The sequence below is a fragment of the Chitinophaga barathri genome (assembly GCF_003807585.1).
GTDB classification, from domain to species: domain Bacteria; phylum Bacteroidota; class Bacteroidia; order Chitinophagales; family Chitinophagaceae; genus Chitinophaga; species Chitinophaga barathri.
The window spans coordinates 322885-344960 of sequence record NZ_RMBX01000009.1; the positions used below are offsets into that span (position 1 = coordinate 322885).

Below are 22076 nucleotides of genomic sequence, written 5' to 3' on the forward strand. Positions count from 1 at the left end.
TCAGAATTTTAAGCTGTAAGAAAAACTGGGCATAAAAGGCAATAACACATCGCCCGTCAGCTCAACGCTGGAACTGTGCTCCGAATATTTATTCACGTAATAAAAGAACGGGTTCTGCTGGTTGTAAGCATTCAGCACACTGATGTTCCAGGTGCGTACATTGCCGTTCTTTTTTTCTTTGATGAAACTGATACCGAGGTCCAGCCGGTGATAGGCTTCTATACGTACATTGTTCCGGCTGTTGATACGTTCCACGCGCGGCCTGTTGATATTGCCGGCGTCCGGCGTCAACGGCCCGCTTATTCCCTCATATTCCGCCACGGGGATGGTGAAAGGTGCCGCCGTCTGGTACGTCCATGCACCGGACAGTTCAATGTTTTTCCGCAGCCTGTAAGCCGCTACAATGTGCAGGTCGTGACGGCGGTCGTATTTGTAAGGGAACGGTCTTCCGAAGTTCACGTCGGGAACATTCCTTTCGGACCATGCCAGTGTATAACCAAGCCAGCCCGTAAGCCTGCCGGTTTTTCTCTGTAGCAGCAGCTCCAAACCATACGCTTCTCCCGTGCCGGACGCCACCTGTTCCTGCCAGGTATCGCCCTTGCTGCTGGTCAGGTAGTCCGCCCCTTCGCGGTATTCGATCACGTTGTGCATCTTTTTGTAATAGGCTTCCGCCGAGAACTCGAAGCGGTTGCCGAATAAATTACGTGAAAGCCCGAGCGCATACTGGTCCGCCTGCTGCGGTTTGATCTTTTGGGTAGCGGGCACCCAAAGGTCCGTGGGTAGCGACACGGAATTGTTCGCCAGCAGGTGGATGTATTGCGTCATGCGGGTGTAGGATGCTTTCAGGCCCCAGTCCCAGGGCAGCAGATAACGCATGCTGATGCGTGGCTGCAGGCTGTGATAAAAACTGTTCTGCACCATAAAAGCGCTCCAGTGCAGGCCTGCATTCAGCTTCAGGCGGCGGGTTATTTCCCAGTCGTCCTCCGCGTACAGGTCTATCTCCGATGCATGGATGTTCCGGTTGTTGTTCATGGAATCCAATGTCACGGCATTGTTGTCTGTCTGCCGCGTGCGCAGCGTGCCCGGCGTGAATACGCGGAACATATACGCAGCGCCCATTTTTATGGAATGTGCTGGTGCGGGGCGGTAATCAAAATCTGTTTTTGCGCCGTAGTCCTGTATGCCTGAATTCAGCTTCAGGAGGTTGGTAGTGATCTCATTCCCGTACTTATCTTCCGAATAGACGCTGGTATTAAACTTATACCGGCTGCCGATCAGCATGGTGTTGGAAAACAGTTTCGGGGAATAGATGTGGTTCCACCGCAGTGTGCCCGTCAGGTTGCCCCATTGCATGCCCAGGTCTGAAATATTGTATACCTGCGAAGGGTCGATGCCGGTAGGGGTGTATTTTTCGAGTATCCGCAGCCTGTCCTTTCCCGTGTAAAAGCTGAAATACAGTTGGTCCCTGTCGGAAAACTGGTGATGCAGCTTGGCATTCAGGTCATAAAAGTACAGGCTGAATTTCTCCGGGCCGTCCGCTGCATTTTTGGCTATGGGCGTGATGATCAGGTCCGGGTAAGAGCGGCGGCCGGATACCACGAAAGATGTTTTGCCTTTTTTTAAGGGGCCTTCGACCGTTAGCTGGGTGGACAATAGCCCGACGGAGAAATCGCCGTGAACTTGGTTCATATCGCCGTCTTTGGTGGATACGTCCACCACGGATGAAAGCCTGCCGCCATAACGCGCGGGGAATGCGCCTTTGTAAAGCGTTACGTCTTTCAGCATGCTGGTATTAAAGGTGGAGAACACGCCCAGCAGGTGCATGGGATTATACAGCGGCGCTCCATCCAGCAGGATGAGGTTCTGGTCCGGTGTGCCGCCGCGCACCAATAGCGCGCTGGTAGCTTCGGTCCCCTGTTTAACGCCCGGCAGCATCTGCAAGGCCTTAAACAGGTCAGGCTCCCCCAGCAGCCGCGGAAGCGCACGCACCTGCCGGGCCGGCAGGTTGATGGCGCTCATCTGCGAGGTTTCCTGGATCCGCTGCGTGCGCCCCGACCTTATCGTGATCTCTCCGAGTTGCCTGCTGCCGCTTTGCAGGCGGAAATTCACGCGTTTGTCTTCCCCAAGGGCTATGACGGTATCCAGCCGCTGATAACCGATGTAGGAGATCTGCACCTGTATGGAATCGCCTGGCAGCGTCAGGCTGTAAAAACCGTAATTGTTCGTGGTGGTACCTGCCTGCTCACGCGGCGCGGTTAGCGATACACCGATCAGTTTCTCCCCCGAAGCCGCGTCTTCCACAAATCCGCTGAGCGTGCCGCTGAGTTTTGTGCGCGGGCCAATGAGGATGTTACCCGCCTTTCGTTTATAAATAAGAGACGTTCCTTCCAGCAGATCTTTGAGAATCGTCTCCAGCGGAACTTCCTTGTAAGTGCGCGCTTTTACGCTGATGTTTTTTATGCGGGTGTACTCGTAGGATAACGGGATCTTACTTTCCTGCTCCAGCAGTTTCAGCGCGGCTTCCAGCGTGGTGGCGGGAATGCTGATGCTGAGCTTCGGATTGGATTGGGCAGTTGCCCAGAGCCAGCTGAGTAATAATAAAGAGGTTAAACGATAACGCATAGTTCGGATTTAAAAGTACAGGCATGGTTTCCCCCACCGCTTTTCAGCGGCCTTTCATGGTATATAAAAAATTAATGAATGATTATTGTCCTTTGATGATCACCTTGCCGTTCACGATCGTGTATTCCAGCCCGCTGATGTCTTTCAGCATCTCCAGCACTTCTTCCGCCGTGGCCTGCCTGCCGGCGTGCAGGTTAAAACGGTAAGGCGCCATGATGGTTTCGTCATATTCCACCTCCAGGCCATACCGGTTCTCCAGGATGCGCGCTACTTCGGCAAAGGATACATTGTTCAGCAAAAGGTTTCCGTTTCGCCAGTCTTCCCGCGGGCCTGCAGTTTTGCGGGTGTTATGCGTTTCGGTTTCGTATACGATCTGTTCGCCGGCTTTCAGGATGCCCAATACTTTATCGCTACTGTCAGACACCTGCACGGCGCCGGATTCCACCGCTATCTGCACGTCCCTGAGCCCGCTGTAAGCCTTTACCGTAAAGGCCGTTCCCAATACTCTCACCTGTATGCCCGGTGTCGTGCTCACGATAAAGGGATGTTCCGTTTCTGTTAAAACGGAGAAATACACCATCCCGTCCGTCAGCTCCACTTCACGGCCCGCGTTCCCGAAGTCCTGCCGGTAACGTACTTTACTCCCGGGCTCCAGCCACATCACAGACTGATCCGGCAATTGCACTTTCATCACCCCTTTGCCCGCGGGAGCTGTTACTTCCGCATAGCCGCCCGGCCTTTCGGTACCGGTGCGTGCCAGGAAAAACAAACCCGTGGCCAGCAATACCAGCACCGCGGCGGCCGCCTGCCAGTAAATACTTCGCGGGGGTTTTACAACCCGGAGTTCCGTCACTTCTGCCGCTCCGGTTCCCTTCTCCTCCGTTATCACATCAAATATCCCCGCCTTCAGCGCACTTTTCACCGCAGCTTTTTCGCCCGCATCCTGCCATACCGCACCCTTTTCAGGGAAAGCGGCATACCATTCCTCCAGTACCGCCCTTTCCTCCGGGGTGGTAATGCCGAGCGCGTGCTTCTCCAGCAGCGATTGCAGAATATGCTCTTCGGGTCTTTTCATGTGCTGTTGTGTAATAGACAATCCTTAAAATGGGTAAGTACTATGCGGAGGAAAAAATTATTCTATAAAAAAGTTCCCCAGCCCTTCACGCAGTTTTTTCAGCGCCCCGGAAAGCTGGTTCTTAACGGTTTGCGGGGATATGGAGCGTTTCTCCGCGATCTGTTGGATACTGAGGCCATGATCCCTGCTGTCTATAAACACCTCCCGCATCTTTTCAGGCAGGCGTTCCAGCTCGCGGCGGTAACTGGCCCGGAGGTCCGCCCCGGCCATGGATTCTTCGGTGGAGTGAGTGATCTGCGGCAATTCCCGCCCTGCCAGCAGGCGGTATTTTTCCCTCGCGTCTTCCGATTTCAGGTAATTGAGCACCTTAAAACGTACGGCGGCGCGCAGGTATGCCGCCACGGATTCGTTGATCGCTATCTGTTCCCTTTTCCGCCAGCAATAAATAAACACCTCCTGCACAATGTCTTTTGCCGCGTCCTTGTCATACAGACGCCAGAAAGCGGCTTCGTACAATGCTTCCCAATGCCGCTCGTACAGCTCGCCGTAAGCATGCACGTTTCCTTCCCTGGCCAGCTGCCAAAGGTCGGTATCAGGAATGTTTTTCAGGCCGTTTAAGGTCATGTAAAAGGTGATAACAGTTGGCGCCGAAGTTAGTAAAACGCTGGCAGTATTAATCGTACCTTTGCCCGATGGATTATTTTGCAAGGCTGCAGGACCTGCTGAAAACAGAAAAGGAAGAAGACAGAAAAAACTACCGCCAGCTTACGGAAACCTCCCCCGTGACCGCCAGAAGGGCCAACGGGCTTACCTGGTACCCGATTGCCATCCGTGGCTCCGAAATGAGCCGGGGAGATTACCTGACCGTGGAGCTGGAACGCACCACCCACCAGGAGATCGTACACCAGCTGCGTTTCGGCGCGTCTGCCATGCTGTTCTCCAATCATAATCCCAAAGAAGACCATGTGGAAGGCGTCATTTCATGGCAAAGCGGCAACCGCCTGAAGCTCACCCTACGCACGGACGAGCTGCCGGATTGGGCGGACGGCGGCAAGCTGGGCATCGATCTGCTTTTTGACGACAACAGTTACGAAGAAATGCAGAACGCCCTCAAACAGGCCGCCGCACTGGCGGAGAAGCCAAACGAAGGCAGGCTGGTCCGTATCCTCACCGGCGCGCAGGCGCCCTCTTTTCATACGGATACCCCCGCTTTCGAACATCCCCGCCTGAACGTTTCCCAAAAAGAAGCCGTACAAAAAATACTCTCCGCCAACGATGTGGCCGTTGTACATGGCCCTCCCGGCACCGGCAAAACCACCACGCTGGTACAGGCCATCAAAGCCCTGATCGCACAGCAGCCGCAACAGGTGCTGGTGGTAGCGCCCAGCAATACCGCGGTGGACCTGCTCAGCGAAAAACTCTCCGAAGAAGGCCTGAACGTGCTGCGCGTAGGCAACCCCGCCCGCGTATCCGAAAGGCTCAGCGCCCTTACGCTGGACAGCAAAATATCCGCGCATCCCAGTATCAAAGAGATCAAACGCCTGAAGAAACAGGCCAATGACTTCCGCGACATGGCGCATAAATACAAACGCAGCTTCGGCAAGTCCGAAAGGGAACAACGCAAAGCCCTGTTCACCGAATCCAGGAATATCATGAAGTCTGTAGAGAACACGGAACAGTATATCATAGACGATGTGATCAGCAAAGCGCAGGTGGTCGCCGCCACACTGGTAGGCGCCAGCCATTACACCGTGCGCGGCCGCCAGTACCAGACGGTGGTGATAGACGAAGCCGGCCAGGCCCTGGAGCCCGCCTGCTGGATCCCGATCCTCAAGGGACAGAAAGTAGTGCTCGCGGGAGATCATCACCAGCTGTCCCCCACCATCAAATCGGATGAAGCGGCGCGCAAAGGCCTCAGCACCACCCTGCTCGAGAAATGCTCCACGCGTTATCCCGAAGCCGTCGTAATGCTGGAAGAACAATACCGTATGCATGAGACGATCATGGGTTATTCTTCTTCCATTTTTTACAAAGACAGGCTCAGGGCGCACGCCTCCGTGGCCAGCCACCTGCTGCACCCCGATGAAAGCCCGCTGGCTTTTGTGGACACCGCCGGTTGCGGCTTTGATGAAAAAACAGAAGGTACCAGCACCAGCAATCCCGAAGAAGCGGCATTCCTTTTTAAACACCTCACACAGCTGGTGGGCGTGTTACATCAGCATTACCAGAAAGAGAACTTCCCCACCATCGCGGTAATCTCGCCCTACAAGGAACAGATCTACCTGCTGAAGGAACAGCTGGAACATTCGCCGGTACTGAAAGCATACAGCGACAAGATCTCCGTGAATACGATAGACAGTTTCCAGGGGCAGGAGCGCGATATCGTATACATCAGCATGACGCGCAGCAATACGGAAAACAAGATCGGGTTCCTCTCGGACGTGCGTCGCATGAATGTGGCTATGACGAGGGCGCGGAAAAAGCTGGTGGTGATAGGCGACAGCGCCACGCTCTCGCAATTGCCCTTTTACGCCGATTTTATCGCCTATGCCGAAGCGAGGGACGCCTACCGCAGCGCATGGGAATACATGGAAAATTAGAGCGCTAAATCGTATTTTTATTCATAGAAAGCGGTGACGCTCCTATACCGGCCTTCCCAGACGCCGCGTGAATTCCCGGAACGCTTTCAGCAAACCATGCATACTATGATCCGTACCTGGATATTCTGCTGCCTGTGTTTGTGCCCGTGCCTGCTGTTTGCGCACGAGGGCCTGCGGTTCCGTTTTCTGGACCTGCCGGCATCCCTCCGCGATGTGAACATCCTGCATGTAACGGAAGACCGCAAAGGGATGATCTGGTTCACCACCAGCAGCGGCCTGCACCGCTACGACGGCAACCGCCTCCTTACTTTCGACCTCTTCAGTAAACCCGCGCTGATCAGCAACGCCATCAGCTGCCTGCTGGCGGACGGCCAGGACCGTATCTGGGCCGGCTCTCCCAACGGGCTTACCATGATAGACCTTCACACCTGGAAGTCTACCTCCTGGCAATATCATCCCGATTCAAAGGAGAACCTGGTGGTGAAATACATCAGCGAAGGACAGGACGGCACGATCTATATCATCTCCAACTCTGCTGTATTATACCGCGTCAGCGAAGGCAGGCTGGTGCCAGCCCTGGACTTCAATGTACTGATGCCCGGGAGCAACGCGCAGCTGGGCGGCCTGTCTGAGCCTGTAAAAGGAGAACTCTGGGTACTGGTGAACGGCCGCTTTGTCATCCTGCGGCAGCAGCGGATCATCCGCACCTTCCCGGCGGTAGCGCTGGATGACGCCATTGTGGAAAGGGCGCTTTTCCATGAAAGCGGCAAAGTGTTCTTTAATGTGGCGAACAACGGCGTGTACATCGGCGATATGGCCACCGGCGCTGTCACCCGGTGGAAACACCCGGTGAACGATTCGCTCACCGCTCACCGGAAGATCAACTTCTTCCGGATGAAAAACGGCAACGTGGCCATCTACGTCAATAAATACGGTTTTGTCGCCTTTAACCCTGTCACGGGGCAGACGCGGGAAACAGACCCTGAAGTGATGCAGCATTTTACCAATGCCGGCATGTTGATGTTCCCCGGCCGGGACGAAAAGACCTATTTCAGTTTCAGTAAAGGCATCGCCGTGCTGGAACCCGCCAACACGCCCTTTCACAACTACATGGGCACTGTGTCCTCCGAAACGGTGCCTTACAGCGTACGCTGCATCTACCGGCATACGGACAGCACCTGGATCATCGGCAATTACCGGGACGGGCTCACCCTTGTGGATGAAAAGACAGGCCGTACCCAGCCTATCGCGCCGCGTTTTATTTACACTATGTTACCCTGGGGCAAAGATTCGCTGCTGGCCGCCTCTGAAGGCGACGGGCTGCTGTGGCTGAACATCTCCCGCCGTAGCCTTACCCCCTTACAAAGCGCTCCTGCCGGCGGCTTTGCGTCGCAGGCAAAATACACCACCAGCCTTTACAGGGAAAACGATTCGCTGGTATGGGCAGGCACCTACAGTGGCCTGTTCCTGCTGAATATCCGCAAAGGCCATATTGTGCCGCTGCCCGCGCTCTACAACCATGCGCGCATCATGAACGCAAAGGTGTACCAGGTGCTTGCTAAAGGTCCGCTGAAGTTTATCGCCACCACCGCCGGGCTTTTTATATACAACGCCGCCGCGGGTGAAGTATACAAAGCGCTGGCCGGCCAGCCGGAAACCGGCGTGTATTGTCTCAGTGAAGTGAACGGCCGCATCTGGGCGGGCACCAACGGGCGCGGCATACTGGTATTGGATGAAAAAGGCAAGCTGGAAGCGACGGTGAACACCTCCGGCGGCCTCGCCGGCAATGCCGTGTATTCGATCCTGTTAGCCGGGCGGCAGGTAGTGGCGGGCACCGATTATGGCCTGAGCCTGGTACAGACGGATACTTATGCCGTGCGCAACTATACCCGGCTGGACAAGCTGCCTTCCAACGAATTTAATCACTCCGCAGCCCTGCAGGACGGGGACCGGATGTATTTCGGCACCATCAACGGCTTCACCGCATTCGACCCACGGCAGCTGCTGGCGGCGGATACCACCAAAGCCTTCCCCACCCTGTATTTCACCGCCTTCACCACCAGCAGCCGCAAAGGGCAGTCGCAGGATTATACCCTTCCTTATAAAACCATGAGTTCCCTGGAAGTAGCGCCAGGCACGGAATATTTCTCCCTGCGTTTTGGCGGGCCGGACCAGGAGTGGCGGCAGCTGCAATATTATTACCGGCTCGGAGAAGAAGGATGGAAAGAACTGGGAAGGCTGCCGGAGATCAGTTTTGCCGGCCTTGACCCGGGACAATACCTCGTGCAGCTCGCCGCCCGCATCTCTCCGGGCAGTGCCATACATCCCCTGCTGTCCATGCCGCTCACCGTGTTCCCCGCCTGGTACCAGACCTGGTGGTTCCGCACGCTGGCCCTGCTGCTGGCAGCGGGCGCCGTATGGCTCATTTACAGCTACCGCATGCGGCAAATGCTCCGGGAGCAACAGCTGCGCACCAAAATAGCCGGCGATCTTCACGACGAAGTAGGCAGCTCGCTCACGCGTATTTATTTCCAGGCGGACCTGCTGCGCATGAAAGAAGAACATGCCTCCGCCCTTCAGAAAATAGCCGATACCAGTCGCGATGCGCTCACCACCATGAGCGATATGGTATGGTCCATAGACGCCCGGTTCGACACCGCGGCGGACCTCGTGAGCCGTATGCGCGACTACGTCATGAAGCTGCAGCAGGAGCTGGAACTTTCCTGCACCTTCCAGGTGTCAGGAGAGTATGCGGACCGCGCGCTCAGCCAGATGGTGCGGCAGAACTTTTTTCTCATTTTTAAGGAAGCGGTGAACAACGCGGCGCGGTATACTTCAGCGGGGAAGATCAATATTGACCTTCACTTCGGCAACCGGCTGGAACTCCGGGTACAGAATCCCTGCGAGGAGCCGGTGCGCTCCATAGGCACCTATCAGGGCGGCCAGGGCCTGCATCATATGCAGCTGCGGGCGGGGCGTATGAAAGGCGAAGTAAAAACCAGCGCGCGGCAGGGTTCTTTTGAAGTGACGCTTTCCGTACCCTGGTGAACGGCACTTGCCGGGGGAACATTTTCATAATACACCCTCCCCCAAAAGAGGGAGTGCTTCTTTCAACCGTATTATACATCTTTACAACATGATTTACCTGGGAATCCTGGAAGACGACGCAGAGATCAGGCATACCTTGACCGATTACTTCTCACGGCAGCCCGGCTTTACCTGCGCCGTCAGCGCGGGAGACGTAGCCGCCTTCATGGAAGCATGGGACGGGCAGGTGAATCTCGATATGGTATTGTCGGACATCGGCCTGCCCGGCGAATCGGGCATCCAGGGCATCCACCGCATCAAACGCCGCGCCCCGCGCTGCCAGGTAGTGATGCTCACGGTATACGACGATCCTGAAAAGATATTCCAGGCCCTTTGCGCCGGGGCCACCGGTTACCTGCTGAAACAAACTCCCCTGCAAAAGATCAGGGAAGGACTGATAAGCCTCCGCGACGGCGGCGCTCCCATGTCTCCCGGAGTAGCCCGTAAAGTAGTGGCTTATTTTAATCCCAGGTCCGCCGAAAACCTGGAAGAGAACCTCACACCGAGGGAATCACAGATACTCCAGGCCATAGAAGAAGGCCTTACCAACAAAGAAACCGCTATTCGCCTGGATATTTCACTGGAAACAGTCAAGACGCATATCAAGAATATTTACCAGAAACTGGAAGTGAACAGCCGCCATGCGTTGATCTCTGGCAAGTACAGAAAACACACATAACTATAACGCATGAACGGAAATCATGCATTACGTCCTATATTCCCTAGTATAGCAAAGTGCAGCCCGGGCAAATGAAAGTTTGTCCGGGTTTGTTATTTTATGCGGTTTATTTTTTCCCATCTATCCCTATCCTGAAACCAGCGTAGAAGTTGCGGCCGGGCGCGGTATTGTAATAACGCCCGGCTGCCGCGTTGATATCGTTGCCAAGGCTATAGGTTTCATCCAGCAGGTTTTCAGCTCCGGCAAATATCTCCGCCCACCATTTGTTCTGCCGTGAGTACGTGTATTGCGCCTTTATACCCAGCAGGTGAAAGGAAGTTGCCTTGTCTGTATTCGCATCGTTCAGCCAGGTATCACTGTTATACTGGTAAGTGAGAAAAAGGTGAATGGCCGGCGTAAAGCCGAAATCCGCAGTTGCGGACACTGTATTCGCAGGCGTGCCTGGCAGTACGTTGCCGTCATATACTTTATCCTGCTGGCGGAATTCGTCGTAGCGGAAATGGTAATAGGTATAGGCTCCGCGAAGCGCCAGCAATGTATTGAACCGGTATTGCAACAGCGCCTCAAATCCTTTCTGCGTCGTAGCACCCGCGTTTTCGAAGTAATCCGCGCCTGAGGCATCCCTGCGCTGCACAATGGCATCCTGCAAACGGAACCAGAACACGTTCACGTCATACCAGAATCCTCCTTTACCACCACCCCGCACACCCGCTTCGTAATTCCAGCCTTTCTCGGCCTGCAAAGTGGTGTTGATCACGCTGGTGCTTGGTAATAGTTCCGCCACGGTGGGCGGGCTGAACCCCTTAGACACCACCGCGTACACATTTGCCCAGGGATGTATCTGTTTCATCACGGCAAACCTTGGCGCCCATTCGTTTTTATACCGGCTGGTGAATTTGAATACCGGCGTTTCGGATACGCGGGTAAATGCGGTCCGTGTATTGTTCATGCTGATGCCCGCCGTGATGGTCCAGCCATGCGGAAGCAGCAGTTCCGGTTGCAGGAAAAGCGAGTATAGGGTATTGTTGATCTTATCGTCTGTCTGCAATGTACCCGGCTCACCGTCTGCATTCGTAAATACTTTCGTGGAGAAATTGCCGTGCTGTATCTCTCCGCCCGCCGTTACGCGCAGGATGGAACGGGCATAGGTGAATACTGTTCTACCACCGAAATGCGGCTCCCTGCGTTTTTCATAATTACGGATCGTGGGATTTTCCAGCGTGCTGAATGCGCCGTACACACCGGTAGTTTGCTGCCAGTGTTCATTCCATCTATAACCAAACTGCAACCCGCCCCAAAGCGTCTGCTGGTGAATGGCCGCATGTGCCTGCGCGGCAGACGGGAATCCCCCGCCTGCCGGCCTTGCCTGTCTTTTATCTGCTTCGTATTGCGCCAGTGTGAGCCCGCCAGGCGTTTCATAAAAAAGATCGCCGAACAGCACATGGCCTTCAAATGTTGCTTTGTCATTGGGTTTCCACTGACCGCCCCAGCCCGCCACACTGCGGTGCATATAGGTCTGCGCGCGGTAACCGTTGGATTCCTGCCAGCTCAGCATCGCCTGCTGGCGGAACTGTTCATTTCCCCAATTGCCCCTTCCCGCCACAAGATGGCTGCCATAGCTGCCGCCGGTATACCCCGCGGTAAAATGGTCCGTTTCCCCAAAATCGTTGTCCGCCAGCAATACGCCGCCGGTGCCCGCTCCGTACAAACTGCTGCCGGGGCCTTTCAGAATTTCCATATCTGTAAAACTGCCTACCGCAAACTGGTTCAGGTAAGTATTGCCACCCGGGTCCGTGAAAGGCAACCCGTTGTAATACGTCTTCACATTCCGGACCCCAAAAGGCGAACGCAGTGAACTGCCACGGATATTGAGCCGGTAACTGCCGGGCGAACGTTCTTCCATCCTCACACCGGGCAAAGCATTGAGCGCGGGCAGGATAGACTGGCCGGAGAGCCGCTGCAGGTCCTGCGGACGCACAAGGCTCACCGCCGCCGGCACCTTCACCAGCTCCCGCTGTTGTGAGTAACCATGCACGGTTATGCCGCCGAGCGTGGTAGTATCGGTCTGGGCCACAACCGGTAGGGAAAAAGCCAGGGCAAAAAGGGCCGTCAAGGTTCGGATGGAAAACATAGTCCGTAAAATAGGAAATCCCTGTTTAATGAATTAGTGATATTTTTGCTGTTTAAACTGATTGATTTGAGCGCTTCCGTTTTCCTGATCACACCACCTTTTACACAGCTGAACACGCCTTACCCGGCCACAGCCTACCTGAAAGGTTTCCTGAATACCAAAAACATCCCCGCTTTCCAGGCGGACCTGGGTATCGAGGTGACCGTGGCGCTCTTCTCCAAAAACGGTTTACAGCAGCTGTTCGAACGTATCCACCAGGGCGGTGATACCTTCTCCGACAATATTTCCCGCATCCTTGCCCTGGAAGACGACTATATTCATACCATAGACGATGTGATCCATTTCCTCCAGGGCCACAACCCCACCCTGGCGCACCGTATCTGCAAACGCGACTTCCTGCCCGAAGCAGGCCGTTTTGCGCAGCTGGAAGACCTTGGCTGGGCATTCGGCTCCATGGGCACCCAGGACAAGGCCAAACACCTGGCCACCATGTACCTGGAAGACCTCAGCGACCTGATCATGGAGTGCGTGGACGAACATTTCGGTTTCAGCCGGTACGCTGAAAAACTCGCCCGCTCCGCCAACAGTTTCGACGAACTGTATGACGCCCTTCAGCAGCCTTACACATACATAGACGAAATACTCATCCGCATTCTCTCGGAACGGATGGCCATGGTACAACCAGCTATGGTAGCCATTTCCGTGCCGTTCCCGGGAAACCTGTACACTTCCCTGCGCTGCGGCCAGTGGATCAAAGCTCATTACCCGCAGGTAAAAGTGGCTATGGGTGGCGGTTTTGCCAATACCGAACTACGCTCGCTCACGGACCCGCGCGTGTTCGAATTTTACGATTTTATCACACTGGACGATGGCGAGGCCCCCATCGAGAACCTTTACGGCTACATCACCGGGGCTAAAACGCAACAGGATCTGAAGCGCACTTTTACACTGGTAAACGGCGAAGTGACCTACTTCAACAACCAAAGCTGCGCCGATTACAAACAAGGCCAGGTAGGCACGCCCGATTACAGCGATTTCCTTTTAGATCAATATATTTCCGCGATAGAAGTGGTGAACCCCATGCACCGCATGTGGAGCGACGGCCGCTGGAACAAACTCACCATGGCGCACGGATGTTACTGGGGCAAATGCACCTTCTGCGACATCTCGCTGGATTACATCCGCCTTTACGAGCCCGTAGCCGCTTCGCTGCTGGTGGACCGGATGGAAGAGATCATTAAACAGACCGGGGAAACCGGTTTCCATTTCGTGGACGAAGCCGCCCCTCCCGCGCTCATGCGCGCGCTGGCGCTGGAGATCATCCGGCGGAAACTCACCGTGAGCTGGTGGACCAATATCCGTTTCGAAAAAAGTTTCAGCCGCGACCTCTGCTTCCTGCTGAAAGAATCCGGCTGCATCGCCGTGAGCGGCGGGCTGGAAGTGGCCTCGGACAGGCTGCTGGAGATGATACAAAAAGGCATTACCGTGGCGCAGGTAGCGCAGGTGAACCGCAATTTTACAGAAGCAGGCATCATGGTGCACGCCTACCTGATGTTCGGCTTCCCCACACAGACCGCGCAGGAAACCATCGATTCGCTGGAAATGGTGCGGCAGATGTTCAAAGCAGGCATTCTTCAATCCGCCTTCTGGCATCTCTTCACCATGACCGCCCACAGCCCCGTGGGACTGGAACCGGCCAAGTTTAAGGTGAGAAAAGAAACCGAAGCCATGGGCGCCTTTGCAAACAACGACCTCCAGCATATAGACGAAACCGGCGCGGATCACGAGACCTTCAGTTTCGGTCTGAAAAAATCGCTCTTCAACTACATGCACGGCCTCTGCCTGGACGATCCTTTGCAGAAGTGGTTCGAGTTCAAAGTACCCAAAACAAAGATCGCCCCCGATTATATCGTGAATGCATTGATGGAAGACCAACTCGCTTCCGCCAAACCCACCGCCAAGATCGTATGGCTCGGCAAAAAGCCGCAGGTGGAGACCTATACCAAAAGCAAAAAAGGCAATACCTGGGAAGTAACTTCCCTCACTTTCCAGAACAGGAAAGAAAAGATCAATATCAGCGTGGACCAGCAGCAGGGCCTCTGGCTGGCGGGGATACTGGAAAAAGTGTCCGTGAGCCAGCCCAAAACGCTCACTTTACAGGAAGTAAAAGACAATTACGCGGCGGCGGGGCTGGAAGACTTTGAGCTGTTCTGGGACAACAAACCGGTGAATAACCTGTATAAATTCGGGCTGCTGAATCTATGATCCGTCATTACGAGGAATATTCGTCATTGCGAGAAATATCCGTCATGTGGGGAATATTCGTCATGCGGAAATATTCGTCATTGCGAGGAGCAGCAGGGCTAAAGCGGGTGGGGCGACGAAGCAATCTCCTTCGCCGAAGTGACGTACTCCAATATTTGGAGATTGCTTCGTCGCGGCTCCCGCACAAAATCCCCTGCTGCTCCTCGCAATGACGATCTTATCTTATTTCTTTTTACCGCGACTTTTCGGTTTACCGTATTTTTTCATCATCTTATCCTTGTGGCTGATCTTTACGTTCACCTTCTGGTTCTTCGCGGACTTTTCGTGGAACGCCGCGCCTGATTCACGTTTGGGTTTCTTCAGCACAATGTTCGGCACGATCACTTCCGGTATCTCCGCTTTGGTAAGCACAGTGGAGATCTCCAGGTGCTCCGGCAACGGCGCCACCGGCACTTTGTAATTCATCACCGCTTCCGCTTTCCCGAGCTGTTCTATTTCACTTTCCGTCACAAAACTGATGGCGTTGCCGCGTTTGTCCTGGCGGCCCGTACGGCCGATGCGGTGCACGTAACTTTCCGGCTGCTCCGGCATATCGAAATTGATCACATGCGTCACTTCGGAAATATCCAGCCCGCGCGCAATAATGTCCGTTGCGATTAGCAGGCGGAAATTCCCCGCCTGGAACTGGTTTACGGAGTTAAAACGGTAATTCTGTTCCTTGTTCGAGTGTATCACCCCTACTTTGCCCGGCATATCCGCTTCCAGGCGTTCAAACAGCTGGTCCGCCAGTTGTTTGGTACTTACGAACAGCAGCACCTTGCTCATGTCCGTTTCCTCTTTCAGCATCAGTTCCAGCAGGTTCACCTTGGTGTTGAAGTTCGGCACATGGTAAACGCTCTGCGCAATGTTCGTCAACGGTGAGCCGGCGGGCGCCGCTTCTATCACGGCGGGATGGTTGAAGAACTCTGTAATGAGGGCTTCCACCTCGGGGGTGATGGTGGCGGAGAACATGAGGTTCTGCCGTTTTACCGGCAGCAGGTCCAGGATGTTTTTCAGTTGTGTGCGAAAGCCGAGGTTCAGCATTTCGTCCACTTCATCTATCACCAGTTTTTTGATATTCTTCAGTTTGAGGGCGCCGCTCAGCACGATGTCCACCAGGCGGCCCGGGGTGGCTACCACTACGTCCAGCTTGCCTTCTGCGGTGGCCATTTGCGGGTTCATATTCGTACCGCCGTAAAAACCGGCTACTTCCACGTTCATATAGGTCGTGAGTTTTTTCACGGACTCCACTACCTGCACCACCAGTTCACGGGTAGGTACTACGATCAGTACCTGCGGGAAACGGTCTTTGGTAAACACCCACTGGCGCAGGCAGGGCAGCAGGTAAGCAAAGGTTTTGCCCGTGCCCGTCTGCGCGATGCCGCATACATCCTGGCCGCTCATCACCACGGAAAACACCTTGTGCTGGATGGTGGTGGGGGTGGTTACCTGCAGGTCCTGCAGGGCGGAAAGCAGTGGTTTGTTAAGGTTCAGATCGTTGAAAGTCATATTGTGCCGGTAGAATTAAGCCGCAAAAGTACGCCAATTTAGGCGGAATATGGCCCGGCGGCGGGAAAGAGGGTTAAAAACTGAAAATCCTACCAGTGGCCAACCATCAACTTCCCTTTATCCTTCGGTGATCCTCCGGCAATCCTTCGGCCATCCTTCGGTGAAACACCCTCAAACCCTTGCCACGACCGAACACCACCGAAGGATGACCGAAGGATGTCAGTAGGATGTCAGTAGGCTTGCCAGTCAAATGCAGTCCCATGGCCGGTCTGAGGGAGGCTTATTTCCTAGTGATTTAGTAGGGAATGGCGGTGAAATAAGGGTATTCGGGGGAGGGCACTGGTGTTATTTTCTCATTTTAACCCAAAGAAAAAGGGGACCATACGTTATTGAGTATGATCCCCTTTTCAGTAAAAAAGCGGTTTTAAGGCCGTTCCTTCCAATTTATTTCGCGTTGGCTACCAGCGTCACGTCCAGGGTAAAGTCATCATAAATGGCCTTATCTCCCAGGTTTTCGAAGAAATTCTTAGAGCGGTACTTGATGTCGAATTTGGTACGGTCTACCGTTACGGTCGCTTTCGCGGTGGCTTTGCCGCCGGCTACGGTTACGGTAGCAGGGAAAGAAACGGGATTGGTAATGCCTTTGATGGTGAGGTTGCCGGTTACATCGTAATTGCCGCCGCCTTTGGAAGTGGCGCTGGTGATCACGAATGTAGCGTTGGGATGTTTTTCAACAGAGAAAAAGTCATCGCTTTTCAGGTGGCCTACCAGCTTGCCGTTCATATCCGCATTGGTGATATCGGTAACGGTGATGGTACGGGTATCCAGGGTGAAACTTCCTCCTTTTAATACGTTGTTGTCAATATCCAGCTGGCCGGCGGATACGTTGATGGCGCCGGCGTGCGAACCGGTTACCTTTTTGGCGCTCCAGGCCAGTTTGCTCTGTGTGTTGTCTACCTGGTAAACGGCATAAGCTGTTTTGGCATGTGCGGCGGTCTTTACAGGGTTTTCACTGGCGGGCACGGCAAAGGACATCAGGATGGTGGCCCCGCTGATAAATAATAAAGTGGCTAAACGTCGCATGTGTGGTTTGGTTTTAAATGTTGATAGTGCGTGTAAGTTGATGAATCCGGCTCAAATTACCTAATTCCCTACAATATAAGTGGACTAACCCGGAGGCGGCTGTTATTTTTAGCATTTGCTTCACAAACATTTCACATAAGTTTTACACTTCAGCGTATACTTTAGAGCTGTCAATCCGCATGTTCTTTTCCGCCAATCTTAACATGCGGGGCCGGCCTTCCTTCCATTCGTTTGCCCCTGAACGTATCATCCCGGGAACGCCCTTATTTTTCTTTTAAAAGCATTAAAAACGGAAACCTTTTGATCAGCTTAAGTGCAAATGGCCGGTTCGGATACCGGCTTTTTGCCGTCTTCTAAAATATAAGCAAAAAACGGCTAAGATAAAATAGTTTATACGCCCCGATCTTTTTATATTCATATCATACCAAAAACTGTTTACTGCGTACACCCCCACAAATATGTCGCGCTACTTCCGCCTTCTTTTGTGGCCATTCCGTGAAACCAGCAGAAACCAACGCAAACCCATAACTTTTTCATATAAACAGTTCGCTAATTGCTGCAAATATCTTGCTGATCAATATGCGAGTTAACACGAAGGTCTGTCCGCATCCCCCATGAAAGAATGCCTCTTCAGACGCCCCTCCGGGTGAGCGTACAGGGTATGTTTATTTGTTGATGTCCCCCAGCTCCACCTTCCTCCTTTCATTCACGATGATGTGTGTGGTGTGGGTAAATACCTTATCCCCGTTACCGTATTCCAGGAACATTTCCAGCGGCATCACCACCGGCGGGTAGGACCCTGCTATGCGCATCCGTTCTATCTGTATCTTAAAATGATCCGGCATCAGGCTGTACCCGGGGAACACGGCGTGCGGGTCCATCGGTATCCATACATAGGCGGTTACTTTGGAATGATTGGTATTCACCACCCGTGGATCCTGCCGGAGATTGTGCGCCACGTATTCCTCGCAGGCCACCCCTGCGATCACTTTTTTACTGCCCGTCCGCTTCAGCTGGCTGAGGTACCCTATCTCGCCCGGATACACAGGCTCCATGCCGTCCAGTTGCAGTTTCGTTTTGTCCCCGCTGGCAATGCCGCCCACACCGGCCAGCATCAGCTGCGATTCTTTCCCGAAGTCCCCGTAAAAATGATATTTGGTGCCGGTGCTCCGGCTTTTGAGCTGGATGCTGAACGCCGCCTGGGTGCTGCTGTAATAGATCACGATATCTTCCCCGCCGTCTATCACCCGCTGGCTGCCCTGGAAGGCCTCGCTTTCCTGGTATACGGCCCAGTCGTATTCATAGGAGGAATCTATTTCCACGCCTTCTTCCCCGCCGATGACCAGGGAAGGGTCCGGTGCTGTTTTTTTGGAGCTGCTTCGCGCCTGCGGGAAAGTGTCGTCTATGCCCTCTTCCGTTTCCACGGGCTGTTTCTTTTTGCCGGTCAGTTTTTTGAGCAGCTGGGCGTGAAGGGCCGGCATACAGAGGAACATTACCAATGCCAGGAGGATAGGTCTTTTCATAGGTGCTGGTGAATTCTCCCGGCAAGGTAAACATATTATTCTAAAACGCCATACTAGCTAACCATTAAACTGCAACCGCGGAGCGCGGAGTGATCCAGGCGGCCGAGTACTTCAAAGCTGCCGTCCGCGTGCAGCCGGCCGATGTCGTCCGTGGCAATGAAGGCGCAGGAATGGATATTGGCGAGGTCTATAACGTTGATCACGCCGGAGGCGGAAGCGGCGGAAAGGTCGAAAGGATCGTTTTCGTCCCGCACCAGCACCTTCATCCAGGGCGGGCAGCTGAAGCGGCCCTGGCCTTTGGAGTAGGCCTGGCTGAGCAGTTCGGTCATGCCGTATTCCGCGTGGATGGCGGGCACGCCCAGTCTTTCCATGAGGAAGGCGTGCAGTTCTTCGCGCGTCCATTCTTCCCGGCGGCCTTTCATGCCCCCGGTTTCCATCACGATGGTATGGCGCAGGCCGAGGCGGAAAGCTTCCGCGAAATCCAGCAGGGCGAAGGTGACGCCGATGAGCAGCACGGGCTGGCGGCGGGCTTCGAGGGCCAGTAAGGTATCGGCCAGTTTATCGTGTTCGTACAGGTAAAAACCGCTTTCGGGGTGATGGCTGCGGGTGATCATCTCCTGCACCATGTACACCAGCGAGGAATGCCGCCGCTCCAGGTAGGAAGGCAGCAGACCCAGTACCACAAAGTCTTCCACGGGGCCGTAAAAGCGGCGGAAGGCGTCCATAAAGCTGCGTGTATAGATGCCCGTGTCTTTCACCAGGTGCCGGCTGTTCTGCGTCTGCGTGGTGCCGCTGCTTTCAAATACGGCTTCCGGTTCAAACTCCCCGCACACGACGGGATGGGTCTTAAAAAAGCGGATGGGCAAAAAGGGGATCTGCTCCGGGGTATGCACCCCGGCGGGGTTTACCCGCAGGGCGTCCACATACGCCCGGTAAAGGGCATTCTGCCCGTACTGGTAGCGGAAAAGCTCGGGTGCCAGGGCCATCGGGTCCTTTGCTGAAAATATCCTGTCTGCGAATGCGTCCTTCATCTGGGGAGCAAATTTACGAATACCGGCAGGTATATGTAACAAACCGGCGGTCCTGACGTTTATAATTCAGGGTGTTTTGCCTTTTGGTCATTTTAATGTAGGTTTGTTATATGAAGAAAATAATACTTTTATCCGCTATAGCCTTTGGTTTCTTCGCTTGCAAAAAAGAAGGGGACAGCGGCAAAAGACCGATCCTGACGTTCAAATCAGTGACGATGGAAGACATTCCCACGGACGTGAACGAGATCCATTATCTTTTCGACCTCCAGGATGGCGATGGTGATACGGAAGGCGAATTTTTCGTAACCGACATTTACCGCCAGGATTCCACCAAATATGATTACATGCTGATGCCCGGCCTGGAAAGCCATAGCGGCACCAAGCTGAAAGCAGAGCTTACCCTCATCGTAAGCGATGTGAACCAAAGCAATTTCCTGCGCCTTCGCGGCAACAATCCCAACCCGGTAACCAATCCCGATACCAGCCAGCTGAAGGTGTATATCGTGGACAAAGCGGGCAACGTATCCGATACTCTCCGCCTGCCTAAAGTGGCGATCCACTATTAAGGCGCTTTCCGTATTTTTACATAATGAGCAAAATCCAGGAACTACAGTCCAAGATCGCCGAAGCACAGCTCGGCGGCGGACAGGCACGCATCGATTCCCAGCACAAAAAAGGTAAACTGACGGCCCGTGAAAGATTAACGCTTTTGCTGGACGAGGGCTCTTTTGAAGAACTGGGCATGTTTGTGCACAACCGCAATAAAGGTATGACCACAGACCAGGAGCAGTTTCCCGGAGACGGGGTGGTGACCGGTTATGGCACCGTGAACGGCCGGCTGGTGTATGTGTTTTCCCAGGATTTCACCGTATACGGCGGCAGCCTTTCCGAGCCGCATGCCCGCAAGATCTGCCGCGTGATGGACCTTGCCATGGAAAACGGCGCACCTCTCGTGGGCCTGAACGACAGCGGCGGTGCGCGCATCCAGGAAGGCGTGGTGAGCCTTGCCGGTTATGCGGACATCTTTTACCGCAATACCCGCGCTTCCGGCGTGATCCCCCAAATATCCGCCATTATGGGGCCCTGCGCCGGCGGAGCCGTGTATTCCCCTGCTATTACAGACTTTATCCTGATGGTGGAAAACACTTCCTATATGTTCGTAACCGGCCCCAACGTGGTAAAGACCGTTACGCATGAAGAAGTGACCAGCGAAGCACTCGGCGGTGCGCATACACACGCCACCAAAAGCGGCGTCACGCATTTTGCCTGCGCCAATGAAGTGGAGTGCATCCGCAACATCAAGGAGATGCTGAGTTACATGCCGCAGAACTGTGAAGATACCGCTCCCGTGTACCCTTACGAAGGCGGCAACGAAAGCCGTCCCGCGCTCAATAACATGATCCCCGAAAATCCGAACCAGCCTTACGATATGAAGGAGGTGATCTCGGAACTGACGGATGCGGGCAGTTTCCTGGAAGTACATAAAGACTTTGCGGACAATATCATCGTAGGTTTCGCGCGTATCGCGGGCAGGAGCATCGGCATCGTAGCCAATCAGCCCGCTGTGCTGGCCGGCGTGCTGGACATTCACGCTTCCGTGAAAGGCGCGCGGTTCACCCGCTTCTGCGACGCGTTTAATATCCCGCTGCTCGTACTCGTGGATGTACCCGGCTTCCTTCCCGGCACGGACCAGGAGTGGAACGGCATCATTACAAACGGCGCCAAACTGCTTTTCGCCCTCAGCGAGGCCACCGTGCCCAAGATCACCGTGACCACCCGTAAGGCTTACGGCGGCGCATACTGCGTGATGAATTCCAAACACATCGGGGCGGACCTGAACTTTGCCTTCCCGCAGGCGGAGATCGCCGTAATGGGGCCGAAAGGGGCCGTGGAGATCATCTTCAAAAAAGAGATCGATACCGCCACGGACAAAGAAGCCCGCATGAACGAACTCGTGGCTGACTATACCGAACGTTTCGCTAATCCTTACCTCGCAGCTGAAAAAGGATATATCGACGAAGTGGTGAGCCCTGAAGAAACCAGGGAAAAACTCATCAGGGGGTATAAGATGCTGGAGAATAAAGTGGTGAACATGCCGAAGAAAAAACACGGGAACATCCCGTTATAATATTTAGAAAAGCCCCGGCGATATGCCGGGGCTTTTTTGTTTTTACGCGCAAAGCCCGTCATTGCGAGGAGCAGCAGCGCTAAAGCGGGTGGGCGACGAAGCAATCTCCTTCATTGAGGTGACGTACTCCAATATATGGAGATTGCTTCGTCGCGGCTCCTGCACAAATCCCCTGCTGCTCCTCGCAATGAACTGTGTTTAAAAACAACTATTATTTAGATAATTTTTATCATATACTGTATGGGTAGTGGCTATTGCAAAGGCTTGTTTAATCAGTTTATTGGCTACTGCTATAAGCGCCAGA

The 22076-nt window shown here is 54.1% G+C and carries 14 protein-coding genes; 6 read left to right on the forward strand and 8 right to left on the reverse strand.

Annotated elements, in window-relative coordinates; all coding sequences use genetic code 11:
* The 3 genes from EG028_RS17685 to EG028_RS17695 form a co-directional block, all read right to left on the reverse strand.
* Window positions 1-2622 (reverse strand): TonB-dependent receptor, encoded by a 2622-nt coding sequence (locus tag EG028_RS17685; RefSeq protein ID WP_120517719.1) that lies wholly within the window; start codon window positions 2620-2622, stop codon window positions 1-3.
* An 82-nt stretch (window positions 2623-2704) separates the two neighbouring features.
* Window positions 2705-3697, reverse strand: coding sequence for a FecR family protein (locus EG028_RS17690; RefSeq protein ID WP_120517718.1), 993 nt, complete (start codon window positions 3695-3697; stop codon window positions 2705-2707).
* 57 nt (window positions 3698-3754) lie between these two features.
* Window positions 3755-4321 carry an RNA polymerase sigma factor gene (locus EG028_RS17695; RefSeq protein WP_120517717.1) on the reverse strand — a complete coding sequence of 189 codons (567 nt, stop codon included), beginning with the start codon at window positions 4319-4321 and terminating at the stop codon, window positions 3755-3757.
* Between the two features lie 68 nt (window positions 4322-4389).
* Here EG028_RS17695 and EG028_RS17700 point away from each other — a divergent pair, with 68 nt between their 5' ends.
* The 3 genes from EG028_RS17700 (at window position 4390) to EG028_RS17710 (ending at window position 10063) form a co-directional block, all read left to right on the forward strand.
* On the forward strand, window positions 4390-6297 hold the full coding sequence (locus EG028_RS17700) for an AAA domain-containing protein (protein WP_120517716.1): 1908 nt from the start codon (window positions 4390-4392) through the stop codon (window positions 6295-6297).
* 96 nt (window positions 6298-6393) lie between these two features.
* Complete coding sequence (locus EG028_RS17705; RefSeq protein WP_123864707.1) at window positions 6394-9345, forward strand: sensor histidine kinase; 2952 nt, start codon at window positions 6394-6396, stop codon at window positions 9343-9345.
* Between the two features lie 88 nt (window positions 9346-9433).
* Entirely contained in the window at window positions 9434-10063 is a 630-nt protein-coding gene (locus EG028_RS17710) for a response regulator transcription factor (protein ID WP_120517714.1), read from the forward strand.
* 106 nt (window positions 10064-10169) lie between these two features.
* Here EG028_RS17710 and EG028_RS17715 read toward each other — a convergent pair whose 3' ends face one another.
* Window positions 10170-12194, reverse strand: a complete 2025-nt coding sequence (locus EG028_RS17715) for a TonB-dependent receptor (RefSeq protein WP_120517713.1) — start codon at window positions 12192-12194, stop codon at window positions 10170-10172.
* 66 nt (window positions 12195-12260) lie between these two features.
* Here EG028_RS17715 and EG028_RS17720 point away from each other — a divergent pair, with 66 nt between their 5' ends.
* The gene (locus EG028_RS17720; RefSeq protein WP_120517906.1) at window positions 12261-14459 is read left to right on the forward strand and encodes a B12-binding domain-containing radical SAM protein; all 2199 of its coding nucleotides are present in this window, start codon (window positions 12261-12263) and stop codon (window positions 14457-14459) included.
* 222 nt (window positions 14460-14681) lie between these two features.
* Here EG028_RS17720 and EG028_RS17725 read toward each other — a convergent pair whose 3' ends face one another.
* The 4 genes from EG028_RS17725 to EG028_RS17740 all read right to left on the reverse strand — a co-directional run bounded on the left by EG028_RS17725 (window position 14682) and on the right by EG028_RS17740 (window position 19644).
* Complete coding sequence (locus tag EG028_RS17725; RefSeq protein ID WP_120517712.1) at window positions 14682-16007, reverse strand: DEAD/DEAH box helicase; 1326 nt, start codon at window positions 16005-16007, stop codon at window positions 14682-14684.
* Window positions 16008-16451: 444 nt separating this feature from the next.
* Window positions 16452-17090 carry a YceI family protein gene (locus EG028_RS17730; protein ID WP_120517711.1) on the reverse strand — a complete coding sequence of 213 codons (639 nt, stop codon included), beginning with the start codon at window positions 17088-17090 and terminating at the stop codon, window positions 16452-16454.
* A 665-nt stretch (window positions 17091-17755) separates the two neighbouring features.
* Window positions 17756-18613, reverse strand: coding sequence for a hypothetical protein (locus EG028_RS17735; RefSeq protein ID WP_120517710.1), 858 nt, complete (start codon window positions 18611-18613; stop codon window positions 17756-17758).
* A gap of 53 nt (window positions 18614-18666) precedes the next feature.
* Window positions 18667-19644: a LuxE/PaaK family acyltransferase gene (locus EG028_RS17740; RefSeq protein ID WP_120517709.1), complete on the reverse strand. Its 978-nt coding sequence runs from the start codon at window positions 19642-19644 to the stop codon at window positions 18667-18669.
* A 110-nt stretch (window positions 19645-19754) separates the two neighbouring features.
* On the opposite strand from EG028_RS17740, the gene EG028_RS17745 reads away from it, so the two are divergent.
* A complete protein-coding gene (locus EG028_RS17745) occupies window positions 19755-20210 on the forward strand; it encodes a hypothetical protein (RefSeq protein WP_120517708.1) in 456 nt (151 codons plus the stop codon).
* A gap of 23 nt (window positions 20211-20233) precedes the next feature.
* Window positions 20234-21772 carry an acyl-CoA carboxylase subunit beta gene (locus tag EG028_RS17750; RefSeq protein ID WP_120517707.1) on the forward strand — a complete coding sequence of 513 codons (1539 nt, stop codon included), beginning with the start codon at window positions 20234-20236 and terminating at the stop codon, window positions 21770-21772.
* The last annotated feature ends 304 nt before the right edge of the window (window positions 21773-22076 follow it).